Here is a 16,314-nt window from a genome sequence, read left to right on the forward strand (position 1 = left end):
GCTGCAGCTAACTGCAACAAAAAACCCGGCATTTCTGCCGGGTTTCTTTTTTGGTCGAATGGCTGAAGCTTACTGCTGCTTGGCGGCCTTCTGGGCCTCTTCCAGCTTCTTGCGGGCTTCTTCTGCCTTCTTCTGCATTTCTTCCTGCAGCAGGCGCTGGCGCTCCTGCAGCTTCGACTGCTCGATCGGCTCGCCGTCGAATGCGCCGGTGAAGCCTTCAAGCGACATCTTGATCGGGTTCGGCGCGCGCTGGAAGTTGACCGACGTGAAGACGACCTCGCTGCCCTTCTTGAGACTTGCGATCATCTGGTCGCTCAGCGCGACTTCGGCAACGCACTTGTCGGGCATGCAGATCGCGTAGTCGAGCTTCGTGCCCTTGCCGCCATCGATCTGCATCTGGATGCCCGGAGGCAGGAGGCGTGCGCTCGGTACCGAAACCTGCATCACCTTGCGGTTCACCTTGCCCTCGACAACGATGAGGCCAACGGCGGTGATCAGCTGACCACTGTTCGCGGTAATGAGGTTCTGGACGATGCAGACGTCATTGTCTTCCTGTTTGGTGCAGACCTTGAACCAGCCCTGTGGTGCCCTGTTTGCCTGCTGGGCGAACGAAGCCGTAGGCATTGCACCGGCAGCCACGGAAAGGGTGAATGCGGAAAGCATTGCACGCGTGGTAAATTTCGATTTGAAGATCATAACGAGTTCCGTCTCCTGAATTCCGGTGGCGGAGCGATTGCATCGCCCTGGATTGTTTCGGTCTGCCGTGCGCTCTCCTGTCGGCGAATTGAGGCATTTGCATGACCCGTCTTCGGGTACTCCTGTTACAATGGGGCGCGGCGGATATCCAGCCTTTCCTTCATGTTTTCGACCATGACGCGCATTATTGCGGATTGCCGGCATTGGTTTTTCCAATCAGCATAAGGTACCAACGGGAATCATGCGAAGTCTGAGGAGATGATGCCTTGCGGATGATTCTGCCGGCCTGTCTGGCCGCCTTTCTCGTCGTTCCTGCCCTCCCGGCCTGGTCGGCGCCCGTTCACGGCATCGCGATGCATGGCGAGCCCGCGCTTCCCTCGAACTATGCGCACTTTCCCTACGTGAATCCTGACGTGATCAAGGGTGGACGCATCGCCTATGGCGTCGTCGGAACGTTCGACAACCTCAATCCCTTCATTCTGAAAAGCATGCGCACGACCGCGCGCGGCATGTGGGATCCGGAGTTCGGCAACCTCGTCTACGAATCACTCATGCAGCGCTCGCGCGACGAGCCCTTCTCGATGTACGGCCTGCTGGCGGAGACGGTCGAGTGGGACGACGAACGGAGCTTCATCCAGTTCAACCTCAATCCCAAGGCGCGCTGGGCGGACGGCCAGCCTGTGACCGCCGAGGATGTCATTTTTACCTTCGCGCTCCTGCGTGACAAAGGCCGGGCCCCCTTCAGCCGGCGGCTGGAGGTCGTTGAAACGATGGAGAAGGTGGGAGCAAATAGCGTCCGCTTCACGTTCAATGACAAGGCAGACCGGGAGACTCCCCTGCTTCTGGCGCTGTCTCCCGTATTGCCAAAGCATGCGATAGATCCGGAGAAATTCGACCGGACCACGCTTGAACAGCCTGTCGGTTCGGGCCCCTACCGGGTCCAGGAGGTCAAGCCGGGGGAACGGATCGTCTTCCAGCGCAACCCGGATTACTGGGGCAAGGAGCTCCCTTCCAAGATTGGCTTCGACAACTACGACGAGATCTCGGTGGAGTATTTCCTTCAGGAGAGCACGCTCTTCGAGGCCTTCAAGAAGGGCGAAATCGATGTCTACCAGGAGGGCAACCCCACCAAATGGGCGCGCGGCTACAATTTTCCGGCGGTCATGTCCGGCGCCGTGATCAAGGATTCCTTCAAGCCGAAGGTACCATCGGGAATGCTGGGTTTTGTTTTCAATACCCGCCGGGACATGTTCAGGGATCCTCGCGTCCGCAAGGGGCTCACCCTTGCCTTCGATTTCCAGTGGGTGAACAGGAATCTGTTCGAGAACGCCTACAAGCGGACGGAGAGCTATTGGCAGAATTCCGACCTGTCGTCGCTTGGTATCCCTGCGGACGAACGCGAGAAGGCAGTTCTCGGCCCCACCATCTCACGAATCGACGCCCCCTTGTTGGACGGCAGCTATCGTTTTCCGGTCACGGATGGTTCGGGGCGTGATCGCAAGGTTTTGCGCCAATCCGTTGACCTGTTGCGTGAGGCTGGATTCGCCATCAAGGACGGCCGGATGCTCGACCCGTCGGGCAAGCCGCTCGCATTCGAGATCATGACGCAGAATGCGGACCAGGAGAAACTCGCGCTCGCCTACCAGCGTTTCCTGGCAGCGCTCGGGATTCGAGTCTCGGTCCGCACGGTCGATGATTCGCAGTATCAGAGCCGGACGCAGACATTCGACTACGACGTCGTCATCAAGGCGTACCCATCCTCGCTTTCGCCGGGCATAGAACAGGTGAATTTCTGGGGCACGAGCACGCGCGACCGCGAGGGGAGTTCCAACTTTGCCGGCGTTGCGGATCCCGATGTCGACAGGATCGTCAATGCCATCATGGCATCGAGGAGCGTTGAAGATTTCCGGGCTGCGGTCAGGGCGCACGATCGGATGCTGCGGTCCCAGAGCTACGTCGTACCGCTTTACCATCTGGGCGAACAGTGGATTGCCCGGCAGAAGCACATCGGCCGCCCGGACGCCCTTCCGCTCTATGGTTATCAACTGCCCGTCTGGTGGGATGAGCGCGTCCAGGGAGACGGCGCCAACATAAAGCCGTGATGGGCAGGCATCACCTATTGAAGCGGAGCCTTGGCCCCCTTATGTCGCGAGGATAGTCGGCTTTGGCCGGCAACATGGAGGACGGTCGATATGGAAACCCTTACGATCGATGTTGTTTCCGACGTGGTGTGCCCCTGGTGCTACCTCGGAAAGAAGAGGCTGGACAAGGCGCTCGACACGCTCTCCGACGAACTGTCTGTTGCCGTCACATATCGTCCATACCAGCTAGACCCCGATCTGCCGCCGCAGGGAGTCGACCACAAGCGACACCTCGCCGCGAAGCTCGGTGGCCAGACGGCAGTCGACCGGGCGCACGACCACCTGACCGCACTCGGACAGGAAATCGGCATAGACTTTGATTTCGACGCGGTTGCGATCAGTCCCAATACGCTGGATGCGCATCGTCTCATGCGCTGGGCGATGATCGAGGGGCCGGAAGTCCAGAGCAAGGTCTCCTCGGCCCTCTTCAAGGCCTATTTCGAGGAGGGGCGCAACATCGGGGACCGCGCGACGCTCCTCGACATTTCGGAACAGACGGGCATGGACCGCGCCGTCGTATGCGCACTCTTTTCGGCCGGCGCCGATGTCGCTTCGGTGAAGGAGGAAATCAAGCTCGCCCGCGACATGGGCGTTACCGGCGTGCCCTGCTTCATTGTCGATAACAAGTATGCCGTTGTCGGCGCCCAGTCGGTAGACGTTCTGACGGGAGCCCTGCGCGAGATCGCCGCGCTGAAACAGCAGGAAAACTCCGCCGTCGAGTGACAGGCTGCCTGGCCGCCAACTGGCCCCGCAGTCTCCCTTCTCCCCTTAAACTGGCCCTCTCAGCTGGCTTGCTTTGCGAGTGCCGCAAGCTGGGTCATTACCACAGCCGCACCGGAGAGGCGCTTTTCCGGCGTCGGGTAGTCCCGGGCCAGGAATAGGCTCTGGTCTGGCCTGATCTTGGCAAGCGTACCCTGCTTCGCGATGTATCCGACGAGAGCCGCCGGGTTCGGGAACTCCTTGTTGCGAAACTGGACCACGACGCCCTTCGGCCCCGCATCGAGCTTCTCGACGTTGGCAACGCGGCAGAGCGACTTGATGTAGACGATCTTCAGGAGGTGCTGAACTTCGATCGGCAGCGGGCCGAATCGGTCGATCAGCTCGGCGCCGAAGGCATCGATGTCTGAGAGTTCGGTGATTTCGCCAAGCCTGCGGTAGAGACCGAGGCGAAGGTGCAGGTCCGGCACATACTCGTCCGGAATCATCACCGGCGTGCCGACCGCGATCTGCGGTGACCAGCCGCTATCGGCGATTTCCTCGTCGCCCTTGATCTCCGCAACGGCTTCCTCGAGCATCTGCTGGTAGAGCTCGAAACCCACTTCCTTGATATGGCCTGACTGCTCTTCGCCGAGAAGGTTGCCGGCGCCTCGGATATCGAGGTCATGGCTCGCGAGCTGGAAGCCGGCGCCAAGCGTATCGAGCGACTGCAGCACCTTGAGGCGCCGTTCCGCCGTTCCGGTGAGCTTCTTGTTCACAGGCAGGGTGAAGAGCGCGAAGGCCCGGACTTTCGAGCGCCCGACTCGTCCGCGCAGCTGGTAGAGCTGGGCAAGGCCGAACATGTCGGCACGATGGATGATCATCGTATTGGCGGTAGGTACGTCGAGACCGGATTCGACGATGGTGGTCGACAGCAGGACGTCATAGCGGCCTTCGTAGAAGGCATTCATGATGTCCTCGAGTTCCGTTGCCGGCATCTGCCCGTGGGCGACCGCGACCTTCAGCTCCGGTACGTCCTGTCGCAGGAAATCATGAATTTCGGAAAGGTCGCTGAGCCGTGGGCAGACATAGAAACTCTGCCCGCCGCGATAATGTTCGCGCATCAGGGTTTCGCGGATGACAAGCGGATCGAACGGCGAGATGAAGGTCCTCACGGCCATGCGGTCGACAGGAGGCGTCGTGATCAGCGAGAGTTCACGTACGCCCGTCATGGCGAGCTGCAGCGTACGCGGGATGGGCGTCGCCGACAGCGTCAGCACATGCACGTCGCTCTTCAGTTCCTTGAGGCGTTCCTTGTGCTTCACGCCGAAATGCTGCTCCTCGTCGATGATCAATAGGCCGAGATTGGCGAACTTGATCGAACTTCCGAGAAGGGCATGTGTCCCGACCACGATGTCGGTCTTGCCGTCGGACACTTCCTTCTTGGTCAGGGCAAGGTCTTTCGACCCCACCAGGCGGGACGCCTGCTGGATACGGATGGGAAGTCCCCTGAAGCGATCCGAAAAGGTCTTGAAATGCTGGCGGGACAACAAGGTCGTCGGAACGACCACGGCGACCTGTACGCCGTTCATGGCGGCGATGAAGGCGGCACGCAGGGCAACCTCGGTCTTCCCGAAGCCGACGTCACCACAGACGAGACGGTCCATCGGCCTTCCCGCGCCAAGGTCGTCGCGGACCGCGTCGATGGCATTTGACTGGTCCTCGGTCTCGTCATAGGGAAAGCGCGCGGCAAATTCGTCATAGACGCCGTCTGGGGCAGCCAGGACGGGCGCATGCCGCACCAGTCGGGCGGCGGCGATCTGGATGAGACCGTTGGCCATGTCCAGAAGGCGCTTCTTGAGTTTTGCCTTGCGCGCCTGCCAGGCGACGCCGCCGAGCTTGTCGAGGATCGCGTCCGTGCCCTCGGAACCGTACCGGGACAGAAGGTCGATGTTTTCGACCGGCAAGAAGAGCTTCGCATCGTCGGCATAGACGAGCTCTAGGCAGGCGTGCGGTGCTCCCGCGGCTTCGATGGTGCGCAATCCCACGAAACGACCGATACCGTGCTCCGCATGCACGACGATCGACCCTTCATCAAGACCGGCAACCTCGGTGATGAAATCGGCTCCGCGCTTGCGACGTTTCGAACGCCTCACCATGCGGTCGCCGAGAATGTCCTGCTCACCGATGACGACGATGTTGCCGGTCTCGAAGCCGCTCTCGAGACTGAGGACTGTAGAACCCGCCTCACCCGGCTTGAGCTTCAGAAGGTCAGAAAGCTTGGCAACCGGAACGATATTGCCGAGGCCATGTTCCGCGAGCACCTGGAGCAGGCGGTCGAGCGAGCCTTCCGACCATCCGCTGACGAGGACCTTGTCGCCGCGGGCGCGGCGGTCGGCGATATGCTTGACCGCGAGATCGAATACGTTGATGCGATCCTGTCCGCTCTCTGCCTCACCTGCGGAACGCGCCCAGCGAGTGCCCTGGCGGGCCTCGATGGTAACGACCTGTCGCGCCTCTCCCTCATGCTCGTTGAAGGGCGAGAACCGAACCGCCGAGTGCTGCTCGAGCATGGCCGCAAAACGCTCGCCATCGAGGTAGAGTTGCCCGGGCGGGACCGGCTTATAGGGGGCCGCCTGGGCCATCTGACCCTTGGTCGGGTTCATCGCGCTCCGTCGGGCCTCGTAGTAGTCCGAAACCAGCTTGGAACGTTCGGCGGCGGCTTCGCGCGCCGTGTGGTCGGTCACGATCCTGAAGCCCTGCAGATAGTCGAAGGTTGTTTCAAGGTCGTCGTAGAACAGAGGCAGCCAATGCTCCATGCCGGCATAGCGTCGCCCTTCGGAGACAGCCTGATAGAGCGCATCGTCCCGCGTGGCAGCGCCGAAGAGCGCGAGGTAGCGCGTGCGAAACTGGCTGATTGTATCAGGAGTAAGGCTCACCTCGCTCATCGGGTTCAAGTCGAGCGAGCGCGCCTGGCCGGTCGTCCTCTGGCTGGCAGGGTCGAAGTAGCGGATGCTTTCCAGCGTATCGCCGAAAAAGTCGAGACGGACCGGCTCCTGGCCGCCGGGGACGAAGACATCCAGTATTCCGCCGCGCACGGCATATTCACCGACTTCCCGAACAGTCGGAACGCGGTCGAAGCCGTTGCGCTCCAGCCTCGAGGCGATGTCATCCATCCGTATCTGGTTGCCGGGCCTTGCGGAGAAGGCGAGGCTCTCGATGACCGGCCGGGGCGGCAGTTTCTGCAGCATGGCATTGACCGTTACGAGGACGATCGCCGCATGCGGCTTGCGGCTGTGAGCGATCAGCGCCGAAAGTGCTGCAAGGCGCCGAGCGGACGTGTCCGCGCTCGGAGAAACCCGGTCGTATGGCAGGCAGTCCCAACCCGGCAGCGTCAATACCGGGATCTCGGGTGCGGCAAAGCCGAGCATTTGCTCCATGTCCGCAATGCGCTGTCCGTCAGACATGACGTAGGCGACCGGACCCACTTTGCGTGCCAGCTCGGCAAGAAGGAACGGTTCGAGGCCGGAAGGTACTGAGCCGACGGTGAGCGGCCGGTCCGCACCGCCGAGCTTTGCAGGATCGAACCCCGGAATCATGCCAGCCGCTCTTCCCGGTTGAGAATAGTGGGGCCGAAGTCGGGCGTGTATGCCGCTATCCGCGGAAAGAGACCCGTGCGGAACTGTTCGGGGACCGGCTTCTCGCCCGTCACCCATTTGATCAGGTCCGCGTCCTCCTCGCTCATGATCAATTCGAGTTCGTCGAGCTGTGCGTCTGTCAGTGAAGCGATCTCGGCATCGGCAAATGCGCCCAGCACGAGATCCATCTCCCTTATGCCCCTGTGCCAGCAGCGGAAAAGTATCCGCTTGCGGCGCGGATCGATTTCGGCGCTCGAGCGCTTGGAACCTGTCATGGCCTACTACCTTCCCAGCGCCGGTAAATCGGGTTCCCTTTCAAGGCGATAGGGTGGAACGTGGAGCATACGGCGCAAACTGCCGCTTCTATAGACCGATGAACGTCCATTGTCAGCCTTGCCAAAGCACGATTCTCCGGCGCATTTTGCGATCCATGCGTCCCGCCGTTCTCGACCCCCTTTTTGCCTCGCTGTCCGCGCTTCCCGGAATCGGTCCGAAGCTGGGAGAGCTTTTTGCCAAGCTTCTCGGTCAGGAGGATATCGAGGACTGCCGTGTCGTGGACCTTGTTTTCCATCGGCCGCACGGGCTCATCGACCGCCGCCGCCAGCCCGGGATCGCCCATGCACCGCAGGGCATGATCGTCACAATCAAGGGCGCGTCGACCGTCATCAGCCTCCGCCGCGCGGCAAGGCTAGCGTGCCCTACCGGGTGTTCGTCCATGACGAGACCGGAGAACTCGCCCTCACCTTTTTCCGGGCCAAGGGAAACTGGCTGGAAAAGGCCCTCCCGATCGATGCGGAAATTCTCGTGAGCGGCAAGGTCGACTGGTTCAACGGACGTCCCTCGATGGTCCATCCGGATTACATGGTCCGCATGGACGAGGCGGAAAACCTGCCTCTGGTCGAACCGGTGTACGGTTTGACGGCGGGTCTCTCGCCACGGGTGCTGCGAAAGGCGATCGAGGCGGCCGTCGCCCGCATGCCCGAACTTCCCGAGTGGATCGACGCCGCGCTTCTCGACCGACAGGGATTCGAGGCGGTCGCGTCAGCATTCCGCAGGCTCCACGATCCTCGCGACGAGACCGACCTCGACCCGCAGGCGCCCGCGCGCCGCAGGCTCGCCTACGACGAATTCCTGGCGGGGCAGATCTCGCTCGCGCTCGTTCGCCAGCGCCTGCGCAAGGTCGCCGGGCGTCCCGTGCGTGCAACTGGCGAGCTAACGCGACCGGTCATCCGTGCCATGCCTTTCTCCCTGACCAACAGCCAGTCGGTGGCGGTCGACGAAATCCTGAAAGACATGGCGAACGACCAGCGCATGCTGCGTCTGCTCCAGGGGGACGTCGGAGCCGGCAAGACCGCGGTCGCCCTCATGGCGATGCTGGCCGCGGTGGAATCGGGAGGACAGGCCGTCCTCATGGCGCCGACGGAGATACTTGCCCGTCAGCACTTCGCGACACTCTCGAAAATGGCCGCACCCGCCGGGATCACGATCGACGTTCTGACCGGTCGCACGAAGGGTCGGGAGCGGGAAGCGATCCTGGAGCGGATCGCCTCGGGCGAAACGCAGATCGTCATCGGCACTCACGCCCTGTTTCAGGAATCCGTCGCCTACCGGGACCTCGTCCTGGCGGTCGTCGACGAACAGCATCGCTTCGGCGTCCACCAGAGGCTGAGGCTGACAGCAAAGGGAATCTCGCCGCATATGCTGGTCATGACGGCAACCCCTATCCCGCGCACCCTCGTCCTTGCGGCATTCGGGGACATGGACGTGTCGAAGCTCACGGAGAAGCCCGCGGGAAGGAAGCCGATACAAACAATCACGGTGTCTTCGGAGCGCACCGGTGAGATTGTCGACAGGCTGAAGGCCGCGCTTGCAGAAGGGAAGAAGGCCTACTGGATTTGCCCGCTCGTGGAGGAATCGGAAGAAACCGACCTGATGTCCGTGGAGGAACGCCATGCGACACTTCAGGCGGTGTTTGGTCCTGATGTCGGCCTCATCCACGGGCGCATGTCCGGCCCGGACAAGGACGCGGCCATGCTGGCATTCAAGAACGGGGTGACGCGCCTCCTCGTCGCGACCACCGTCGTGGAGGTGGGCGTGGACGTGCCGGACGCTTCGATCATGGTCATCGAACATGCCGAGCGTTTCGGGCTGGCGCAGTTGCACCAGCTTCGCGGGCGGGTCGGACGCGGTGAGGAGAAATCGACCTGCATCCTGCTGTACAAGGGGCCTCTCAGCGAGACGGGCCGCGCGCGGCTGTCGATCCTCCGCGAGACGGAGGATGGATTCAGGATCGCAGAGGAAGACCTGAAGCTTCGAGGAGAAGGAGAGCTGCTCGGAACACGGCAATCGGGTACGCCGGGCTTCCTGATTGCAAGCCTGGAGGCCCATGGCGATTTGCTGGAGATCGCGCGGAAGGACGCGGCCTATGTGGTCGAGCGGGACCCTGAGCTGTCGGGTGAGCGTGGAATGGCGCTGCGAACGCTGCTCTATCTCTACCGGCGCGATGAAGCGATCCGCTTCCTGCGGGCCGGGTGAAGCCGCGGACGTCGCTGCGACGCTACTTCTTCGATTTCTTCTTCTGTTTCTCGACGGTCGACAGCAGTGTCGCCGTTCTCTCCGGCGGTGTCACGAGACCGACGGAAATGATCAGCTTGGCCGCATCTTCCGTGGACATGTCCAGAAACACGATCTTTTCCCGCGGCACGAAGACCAGAAATCCGGCAGTCGGGACCGGTGTCGGCGGCAGGAAGCAGGCGACCATGTCGCGCCCCATCGAATCGAACTTCGAGGCCACCTCACCCTTGGCGTCGGTCGCGATGAAGACGACGGACCAGAGGCCGGCGCTCGGATACTCGATGAGGCCGGCACGATTGAAGGAACTGCTCTTTTCCTTCAATGCGGTTTCGAAGATCTGCTTCAGGCTCTTGTAGATCGTGCGAACCAGCGGCGTGCGGTTGAGGATCGATTCTCCGAAGTTGACGATCGAGCGGCCGATAAGGTTCTTGCCGAGGAAACCGATCATCGTGATGACGACGATCGCGATCAGCAGACCGAAACCGGGTACTGCGAATTTGAGATAGCTTTCCGGGTTGTAGCGGTTCGGAATGTAGGGCTTCACCCAGCTGTCTGCCCAGTGGATGAATGTCCATGTGAGCCAGATGGTAATCGCGATCGGGGCGCAGATCACCAACCCGGTCAGGAAGTTGTTGCGAAGCCGCATCGCAACGGAAAGACGAGGAGTCGTGTCGGTCATGGGGGATCCCGTTGCCGGCGGCGTCAGCCGTCGAAACCCGGATGATAGGAAACCTCGCCCCCCTCGTAAATTGGTGAAAACGCCACACGCATGAAATACTGTGGCGGCACTCCCGGATAGGTGAAGGCAGGGTCATTCGCGAACCCGAAGCGCTCGTAATAGGCGGGATTGCCCGCCAATACACAGCCTTCGGCACCGTCTGCACGCAGTCTCGAAAGCCCTTCTTCGACGAGGGCGCTGCCAATGCCCTGGCGTTGCCGTGCGGGGGCGACCGACAGTGGTCCGAGGCCGTACCACCCGCGATGCTTTCCATCGATCGCGACCGGCGAAAACGCGACATGCCCGACGATTTCGCCGTCGATTTCCGCCACAAGCGAGAGCGTCAGGGCATCGGCCTCGCGAAGGCGATCGATGATGAAAGGCTCGGTGCCGCTGCTGTAGGGATGGCCAGCGAAGGCAGCCGCCGTCAATGCGTGAATCGGGGCAATGTCGGCCGGGCGTTCCGTACGGATGATCATTCGACGGTGACCGACTTTGCGAGATTGCGCGGTTGGTCGACGTCGGTCCCCATGAAAACGGCCGTGTGATAGGCAAGAAGCTGGATGGGCAGCGAGTATATCATCGGGGAGATGATCTCTCCTACGTTCGGCAGAACGATGGTCGCCATCGTCGGAAGCTTGGATGCCCTTGCTCCGTCCTCGTCGGTGATCAGGATGATCCGCCCGCCGCGTGCCGCCACTTCCTGCATGTTCGACACCGTCTTCTCATAGAAGCGGTCGAAAGGCGCAATGACGATCACGGGCATGTTTTCATCGATGAGCGCTATCGGTCCATGCTTGAGCTCGCCGGCCGCATAGCCTTCGGCGTGGATGTAGGAAATTTCCTTGAGCTTGAGCGCCCCTTCCATCGCCAGCGGGTAGCTTGTCCCGCGGCCGAGGTAGAGCACATCGCGGCACTTCGAGAGTTCCCGGGCCAGATGCTCGATTGTCGGCTGGATGCTGTTCAGGACCGAGCTCATGATGCGCGGCATCTCGGCAAGCTGGCGGACAAGCTCCTGCTCTTCTGCCTGGCTGACCGTCCCCCGCGCCCTGCCCGCGGCAATGGCGAGCGCCGCCAGCACGGAGAGCTGGCAGGTAAAGGCCTTGGTGGAGGCAACGCCAATCTCGGGCCCCGCAAGGATGGGGAAGACCGCGTCGGATTCACGGGCGATCGTCGATTCGCGCACGTTTACGACTGCGCCAATCTTCAGGCCGTTCTCGCGGCAGTAGCGCAGCGAGGCGAGCGTATCGGCCGTCTCGCCGGACTGCGAGATGAAGAGCGCAGCAGACGCCGGATTCAACGGAATCTCCCGGTAGCGGAACTCGGAGGCGACATCGATCTCGACCGGCAGGCGGGCGTAGCGCTCGAACCAGTACTTGCCTACGAGGCCAGCAAGGTAGGCCGTGCCGCAGGCCGAAATCGCAAGGCTCGGAACGGTAGCAAAATCGATATCATCTGTTCCAGCCTTCGCGCGGTGCTCGATGAAGTCGACATAGTGGCTGAGCGCGTGCGAGACCACTTCCGGCTGCTCATAGATTTCCTTTTCCATGAAGTGCCGGTGGTTGCCCTTGTCGATCATGTAGGCCGCCGCCTGCGAAACCTGCCGGGGTCGCTCGACGCGATTTCCCTCCAGGTCGAAGACATAAGCCCCGTCCCGGCCGATAACCGCCCAGTCGCCGTCCGTCAGGTAGCTGATCTCGTTGGTGAAGGGTGCAAGAGCGATCGCATCCGAACCGAGGAACATTTCGCCCCGTCCGTAGCCGATCGCAAGCGGCGGTCCGCTGCGGGCGGCCATGATCGTAGAGGGATCATCCTCGAACATAACGGCGAGCGCATAAGCCCCACGGACGCGCCGCAGCATGGTGTGCATCGCCTCGCGTCGGCCAAGACCGTCGCGGCGGAGCTTGGCAAGCAGCTGCGCGACAACCTCGGTATCGGTCTGCGTGTGGAATTCCGCGCCGCCGGCGAGCAGCTCGTCCTTGATCTCCGAAAAATTCTCGATGATGCCATTGTGGACGACGGCTACGCCATCAGTGAAGTGCGGGTGGGCATTTGCTTCCGTCGGCGCGCCATGCGTGGCCCAGCGCGTGTGTGCAATGCCGGTCGTCCCGTCGAGCGGCTGTTCGTCGAGCCTCTTCTCCAGATTGAAGAGTTTGCCTTCCGCACGCCGCCGCTCGAGCTTGCCCGATACGATCGTGGCGACACCGGCCGAATCATAACCGCGGTACTCCAGCCTCCGGAGGGCGTCCACAAGCCTCGGCGCCACCGGCTGATTTCCGACAATACCCACAATTCCGCACATGTCTGCCCCGCTTCCTCAAGCCTCTTTCGGCCTTTGGTAGAGATTTTTGGCCGGAGCGCAATCATCCGGCCCGTCACTTTCGATTTCACGCGTTAACGCGTCAACAAACCGCCCTAACCTATTCGGCGGCTTTCTTTTTGGCGGCCTTGATCGCAAGGCTGCGCTCGCGGATCAGCCTGGCCCGACCCTCCTTGTTCTCCTGCCGGGCACGGCCGAAGGCCACTGCATCATCGGGCACGTTGACCGTGACCACGCTTCCGGAAGCCACATAGGCGCCATTCCCGATCTCGACGGGAGCAACCAGCGCGGAATTCGAGCCGATGAACGCGTCCTCTCCAATCCGTGTTATGTGCTTGTTTATGCCGTCATAGTTGCAGGTGATGGTTCCGGCCCCGATGTTGCTTCTCGCGCCGATGAAGGCATCACCGATATAGGTCAGGTGGTTGACCTTCGCCCCTTCTCCGATGCTCGCCTGCTTCACCTCGCAGAAATTGCCTACCTTCGAGCCGGCGCCGAGATCGGCACCGGGCCGCAGGCGCGCATAAGGCCCGACAGACGCACCGCTGCGCACGATCGCGCCCTCCAGATGAGAGAACGCATGCACGACCGCACCGCTTTCCACGATCACACCCGGTCCGAACACGACGTTCGGCTCGATGGTCACGTCACGGCCGATCTGAGTATCGAATGACAGGAAGACAGTCTCCGGCGCAATCATCGACACGCCGTCCAGCATGAGTTCGAGCCGTTTGCGCTCCTGCCAGAGCCGCTCGATGAAGGCGAGCTCAGCCCGTGTGTTGCAGCCCGTCAGCTCCTCCTCGGGAGCCTCCACGGCGATGGCTTTGCCACCCTCTGACCGGACGATTTCCACGAGGTCCGTCAGGTAGTATTCGCCCTTCACGTTGTCGTTGCCGATCTTGTCGAGCCATTCGAGCGCCCGGCGCCCGTTGATCGCCATCAGACCGCCATTGCAGTAGGCGATGGCGCGCTCCGCTTCGGTGGCATCCTTGTGCTCGCGGATTGCCACCAGCTCGCCGTTCTCCACGATAAGCCGCCCATAGCCGCTCGGATCCTGCGCCATGAAGCCGATGACGACGACATCGTTGCCCGCGCGCAGTTTTTCACGCGCAGCGTTCAGCGGTCCGTCCGTGATGAGCGGTGTATCTCCGAAGATGACCAGCACATCGTCATAGCCGCTGGCGATCGCCTCGCGCGCGGCGAGAGCCGCGTTCGCAGTGCCGAGCCGCTCCTTCTGGATGTAGGTGGAAACATTGATGGACGGGTTCTTGGCTGCGGTGGCCACTTTCTCGGCATCACGTCCGAGAACCAGTGCGACATCGTCGATTCCGGCGGTCGCAAGGGCATCTACGACATGCGCAATCATGGGCTTGTTGCCGATCGGATGCAGGACTTTTGACATCGACGACTTCATCCGCGTGCTTTCACCGGCGGCCAGGATGACCGCCAGGCAACTGCGCTTCGTCTCGGTATTCTGCATTCCATTCCCCTGTCTGCAATCGAAGTGACGCACCAATAGCAGTTCGCACTGCCGGGAGACAAAGGGATTTGTGAAGCACCCTATTCCGTCCGGCGCAGGCGGCTCTCGATAAGCTGCCCGCCTTCGTCGAGGATGGGATGGGCAACGGAGACGAGATGGGCGTTGATACGCTTGAGGTCGCGCAGTATGTCGAGATGAAGAGAGCTCGTCTGCAGGCTGTCGAGCCGCCCGTCCCGCAGCCGCTCCAGATGTCTTTCGGAAGACATCTTCTCCATCCGCCGGACGTCGACCTTCACCTGCATCATCTGCCGCGCGAGCTCGCCGTCGCGGGAAACGAATATGGTCTGGGCAATTCGCAGGTTCTCGATCGTGAGGTTGAAGAGCCCGCTCAGCTCCTGGTAGCCGTCGACGGAGAACATCAGCCCGTTGGTGATCTTCTTGCGCACCTGTTCCTGGAGGCTCTTCTCGATGATATCCCCGGCGTGCTCTAGGTTGATCGCATAGTCGATGATGACGATCGAGCGTGCCGAATTCTCCTCGCTTAGGCCGTGCCTCCCGAGCCGGGAAAGGTAGATCTTCACCTCCTGCTGAAGCTGGTCGACCTGCTTTTCGAGGGAGACCACATCCTTGAGCTCCTTGAGGTCGTTGGACGTGAATGCCTTCATCGTCCGCACTAGCATCGATTCGATGAGATCGCCGACACGGAGCACCTCTCGGGTGGCCCCCGCGAGCGCCACGACTGGATTGGCGAACGCCGTCTCGTCGAGGTAGCGTGGCCCGGTGTCGTTTTTCGTGTCGTTCGGAATGAGGCGTTCCATCAATTTGGACAGGGGCGACGACAGCGGCCAGAAGAGGATGGCGGCGCCAACGTTGAAGGCGAGATGCACGTCGACCGGAAGTTTCGCCTGCGGAATCGGCAAGGCGCCCAGCAGCGCCGCGAATTGATCCGCCAGGGGCAGGACGAGCAGACATCCGATTGCTCTGACGACGAGGTTGCCGATCGTCACGCGGCGCACCGAAGCGGGTGCACGCATCGTCGCGACAACCGGCGGTATGGCGCCGCCGAGATTCGCTCCCAGAACCAGGATCACTGTAAGCGCGGGCGCAAGATTGCCGGTTCCCGAAAGTGAAAGGATCAGGACGACCACGGCAAGGCTTGAAGAGGAGATGAAGGCAAGAACCGTGGAAAAGGCGAGCGCCACGGGCCATGCGTCCGAAAGCAGTCCAAGGAATGCAGCAAGTGCCGGCGATTGCCGCATCGGCTCGGTCGCAAGCGACAGGAGATGCAGGGAGAGCAGCATGAGCCCGATGCCTGTGATGGCCCTGCCCGCTCCGTGCCGTGCGGTCGAAGGTCCGGACTTGTAAATGGCAACACCCAAGAGGATGAACAACGGAGACAACCATTCGATGCCGGTTGCGACGATCCATGCCGTCACGGCCGTGCCGACGTTGGCACCGAGCAGCACAACCTGCGCCATGCGTGGCCTGACGAGGCCCCGCTCCACGAATGACGCCGTCATGAGGGCTGTGGCCGTCGAGCTCTGCAGGGCGAGCGTCGCAGCGAGGCCGGCGATGAACGAGCGCAGGCGTCCCTTGGTGCCGAGAGCGAGGCCCGAACGCAGCCTCGCGCCAAAGGCGTTCGTAACACCGTCTTTCACCTGAGCGAGCCCGAACAGCAGCAATGCGACGGCTCCGAAAAGGTTGATCATGACGATCGTTGAACTCACTGCCGTCCCACCCTGTTGCCGCTCCATCGAGCGCGATACTCTTTAAATCGAAGCCAGTGCCCGCCCTTGGTCAGACGTGCTCCGGTGTTCTTGCGGCATGATACAGGCTGAGTGGCATCGATGCGGCCAGAATCTCTCAATTATTTCAGAAAAAAATTGTTTGCCGACGAAATAATCCGTCAGGCCGTGGCCAGTTTGCGCCAACGTCCAGCGAATCGCATGCGAGGGCTTCGTCATCGGGCGGGAAAAGCAGGCCTCCCGGGCATCGCTAGGGACCCACTCGAACCGGTTGTCTTTGTGCGAACGGCATACTTCAATTCCGAT

Annotated in this window: 10 protein-coding genes and 1 pseudogene; 3 read left to right on the forward strand and 8 right to left on the reverse strand. The window is 61.6% G+C overall.

Going from position 1 to position 16,314, the window contains the following annotated elements:
• Positions 1-69: 69 nt before the first annotated feature.
• Positions 70-696, reverse strand: a complete 627-nt coding sequence (locus tag F3Y30_RS14055; protein WP_203423298.1) for an invasion associated locus B family protein — start codon at positions 694-696, stop codon at positions 70-72.
• Positions 697-968: 272 nt separating this feature from the next.
• Between F3Y30_RS14055 and F3Y30_RS14060 the strand changes: the two genes are divergently transcribed.
• Together F3Y30_RS14060 and F3Y30_RS14065 are read left to right on the forward strand one after the other, a co-directional pair.
• The gene (locus F3Y30_RS14060) at positions 969-2,798 is read left to right on the forward strand and encodes an extracellular solute-binding protein (protein WP_203426621.1); all 1,830 of its coding nucleotides are present in this window, start codon (positions 969-971) and stop codon (positions 2,796-2,798) included.
• A gap of 90 nt (positions 2,799-2,888) precedes the next feature.
• Positions 2,889-3,560 carry a DsbA family oxidoreductase gene (locus F3Y30_RS14065; RefSeq protein WP_203423299.1) on the forward strand — a complete coding sequence of 224 codons (672 nt, stop codon included), beginning with the start codon at positions 2,889-2,891 and terminating at the stop codon, positions 3,558-3,560.
• Between the two features lie 59 nt (positions 3,561-3,619).
• On the opposite strand, the gene mfd is transcribed toward F3Y30_RS14065, so the two are convergent.
• Both mfd and F3Y30_RS14075 read right to left on the reverse strand, forming a co-directional pair.
• Positions 3,620-7,132 carry a transcription-repair coupling factor gene (mfd, locus tag F3Y30_RS14070; protein ID WP_203423300.1) on the reverse strand — a complete coding sequence of 1,171 codons (3,513 nt, stop codon included), beginning with the start codon at positions 7,130-7,132 and terminating at the stop codon, positions 3,620-3,622.
• Positions 7,129-7,446: a succinate dehydrogenase assembly factor 2 gene (locus F3Y30_RS14075; RefSeq protein ID WP_203423301.1), complete on the reverse strand. Its 318-nt coding sequence runs from the start codon at positions 7,444-7,446 to the stop codon at positions 7,129-7,131. The genes mfd and F3Y30_RS14075 overlap by 4 nt, the downstream gene beginning before the upstream one ends.
• Positions 7,447-7,601: 155 nt before the next feature.
• Between F3Y30_RS14075 and recG the strand changes: the two are divergent.
• Positions 7,602-9,706 (forward strand): annotated as a pseudogene (gene recG, locus F3Y30_RS14080) (ATP-dependent DNA helicase RecG).
• Between the two features lie 22 nt (positions 9,707-9,728).
• Here recG and F3Y30_RS14085 read toward each other — a convergent pair.
• The 5 genes from F3Y30_RS14085 to F3Y30_RS14105 form a co-directional block, all read right to left on the reverse strand.
• Positions 9,729-10,424 (reverse strand): DUF502 domain-containing protein, encoded by a 696-nt coding sequence (locus F3Y30_RS14085; protein WP_203423302.1) that lies wholly within the window; start codon positions 10,422-10,424, stop codon positions 9,729-9,731.
• Between the two features lie 23 nt (positions 10,425-10,447).
• Positions 10,448-10,942 carry an N-acetyltransferase gene (locus F3Y30_RS14090; protein ID WP_203423303.1) on the reverse strand — a complete coding sequence of 165 codons (495 nt, stop codon included), beginning with the start codon at positions 10,940-10,942 and terminating at the stop codon, positions 10,448-10,450.
• A complete protein-coding gene (gene glmS / locus F3Y30_RS14095) occupies positions 10,939-12,765 on the reverse strand; it encodes a glutamine--fructose-6-phosphate transaminase (isomerizing) (protein WP_203423304.1) in 1,827 nt (608 codons plus the stop codon). Before glmS ends, F3Y30_RS14090 begins: the two co-directional genes overlap by 4 nt.
• Before the next feature lie 118 nt (positions 12,766-12,883).
• Positions 12,884-14,263, reverse strand: a complete 1,380-nt coding sequence (glmU, locus tag F3Y30_RS14100) for a bifunctional UDP-N-acetylglucosamine diphosphorylase/glucosamine-1-phosphate N-acetyltransferase GlmU (RefSeq protein WP_203423305.1) — start codon at positions 14,261-14,263, stop codon at positions 12,884-12,886.
• 80 nt (positions 14,264-14,343) lie between these two features.
• Positions 14,344-15,990, reverse strand: coding sequence for a Na/Pi cotransporter family protein (locus F3Y30_RS14105; RefSeq protein ID WP_203423306.1), 1,647 nt, complete (start codon positions 15,988-15,990; stop codon positions 14,344-14,346).
• Positions 15,991-16,314: the final 324 nt, after the last annotated feature.

Origin of the sequence: Sinorhizobium sp. BG8, assembly GCF_016864555.1 — a bacterium.
GTDB lineage: Bacteria > Pseudomonadota > Alphaproteobacteria > Rhizobiales > Rhizobiaceae > BG8.

Coding starts and splice junctions, on each gene's coding strand:
- glmU (WP_203423305.1), bottom strand. CDS start 14,263: ATGCAGAATACCGAGACGAAGCGCAGTTGCCTGGCGGTCATCCTGGCC.
- F3Y30_RS14085 (WP_203423302.1), bottom strand. CDS start 10,424: ATGACCGACACGACTCCTCGTCTTTCCGTTGCGATGCGGCTTCGCAAC.
- F3Y30_RS14055 (WP_203423298.1), bottom strand. CDS start 696: ATGATCTTCAAATCGAAATTTACCACGCGTGCAATGCTTTCCGCATTC.
- F3Y30_RS14060 (WP_203426621.1), top strand. CDS start 969: ATGATTCTGCCGGCCTGTCTGGCCGCCTTTCTCGTCGTTCCTGCCCTC.
- glmS (WP_203423304.1), bottom strand. CDS start 12,765: ATGTGCGGAATTGTGGGTATTGTCGGAAATCAGCCGGTGGCGCCGAGG.
- F3Y30_RS14075 (WP_203423301.1), bottom strand. CDS start 7,446: ATGACAGGTTCCAAGCGCTCGAGCGCCGAAATCGATCCGCGCCGCAAG.
- mfd (WP_203423300.1), bottom strand. CDS start 7,132: ATGATTCCGGGGTTCGATCCTGCAAAGCTCGGCGGTGCGGACCGGCCG.
- F3Y30_RS14065 (WP_203423299.1), top strand. CDS start 2,889: ATGGAAACCCTTACGATCGATGTTGTTTCCGACGTGGTGTGCCCCTGG.
- F3Y30_RS14090 (WP_203423303.1), bottom strand. CDS start 10,942: ATGATCATCCGTACGGAACGCCCGGCCGACATTGCCCCGATTCACGCA.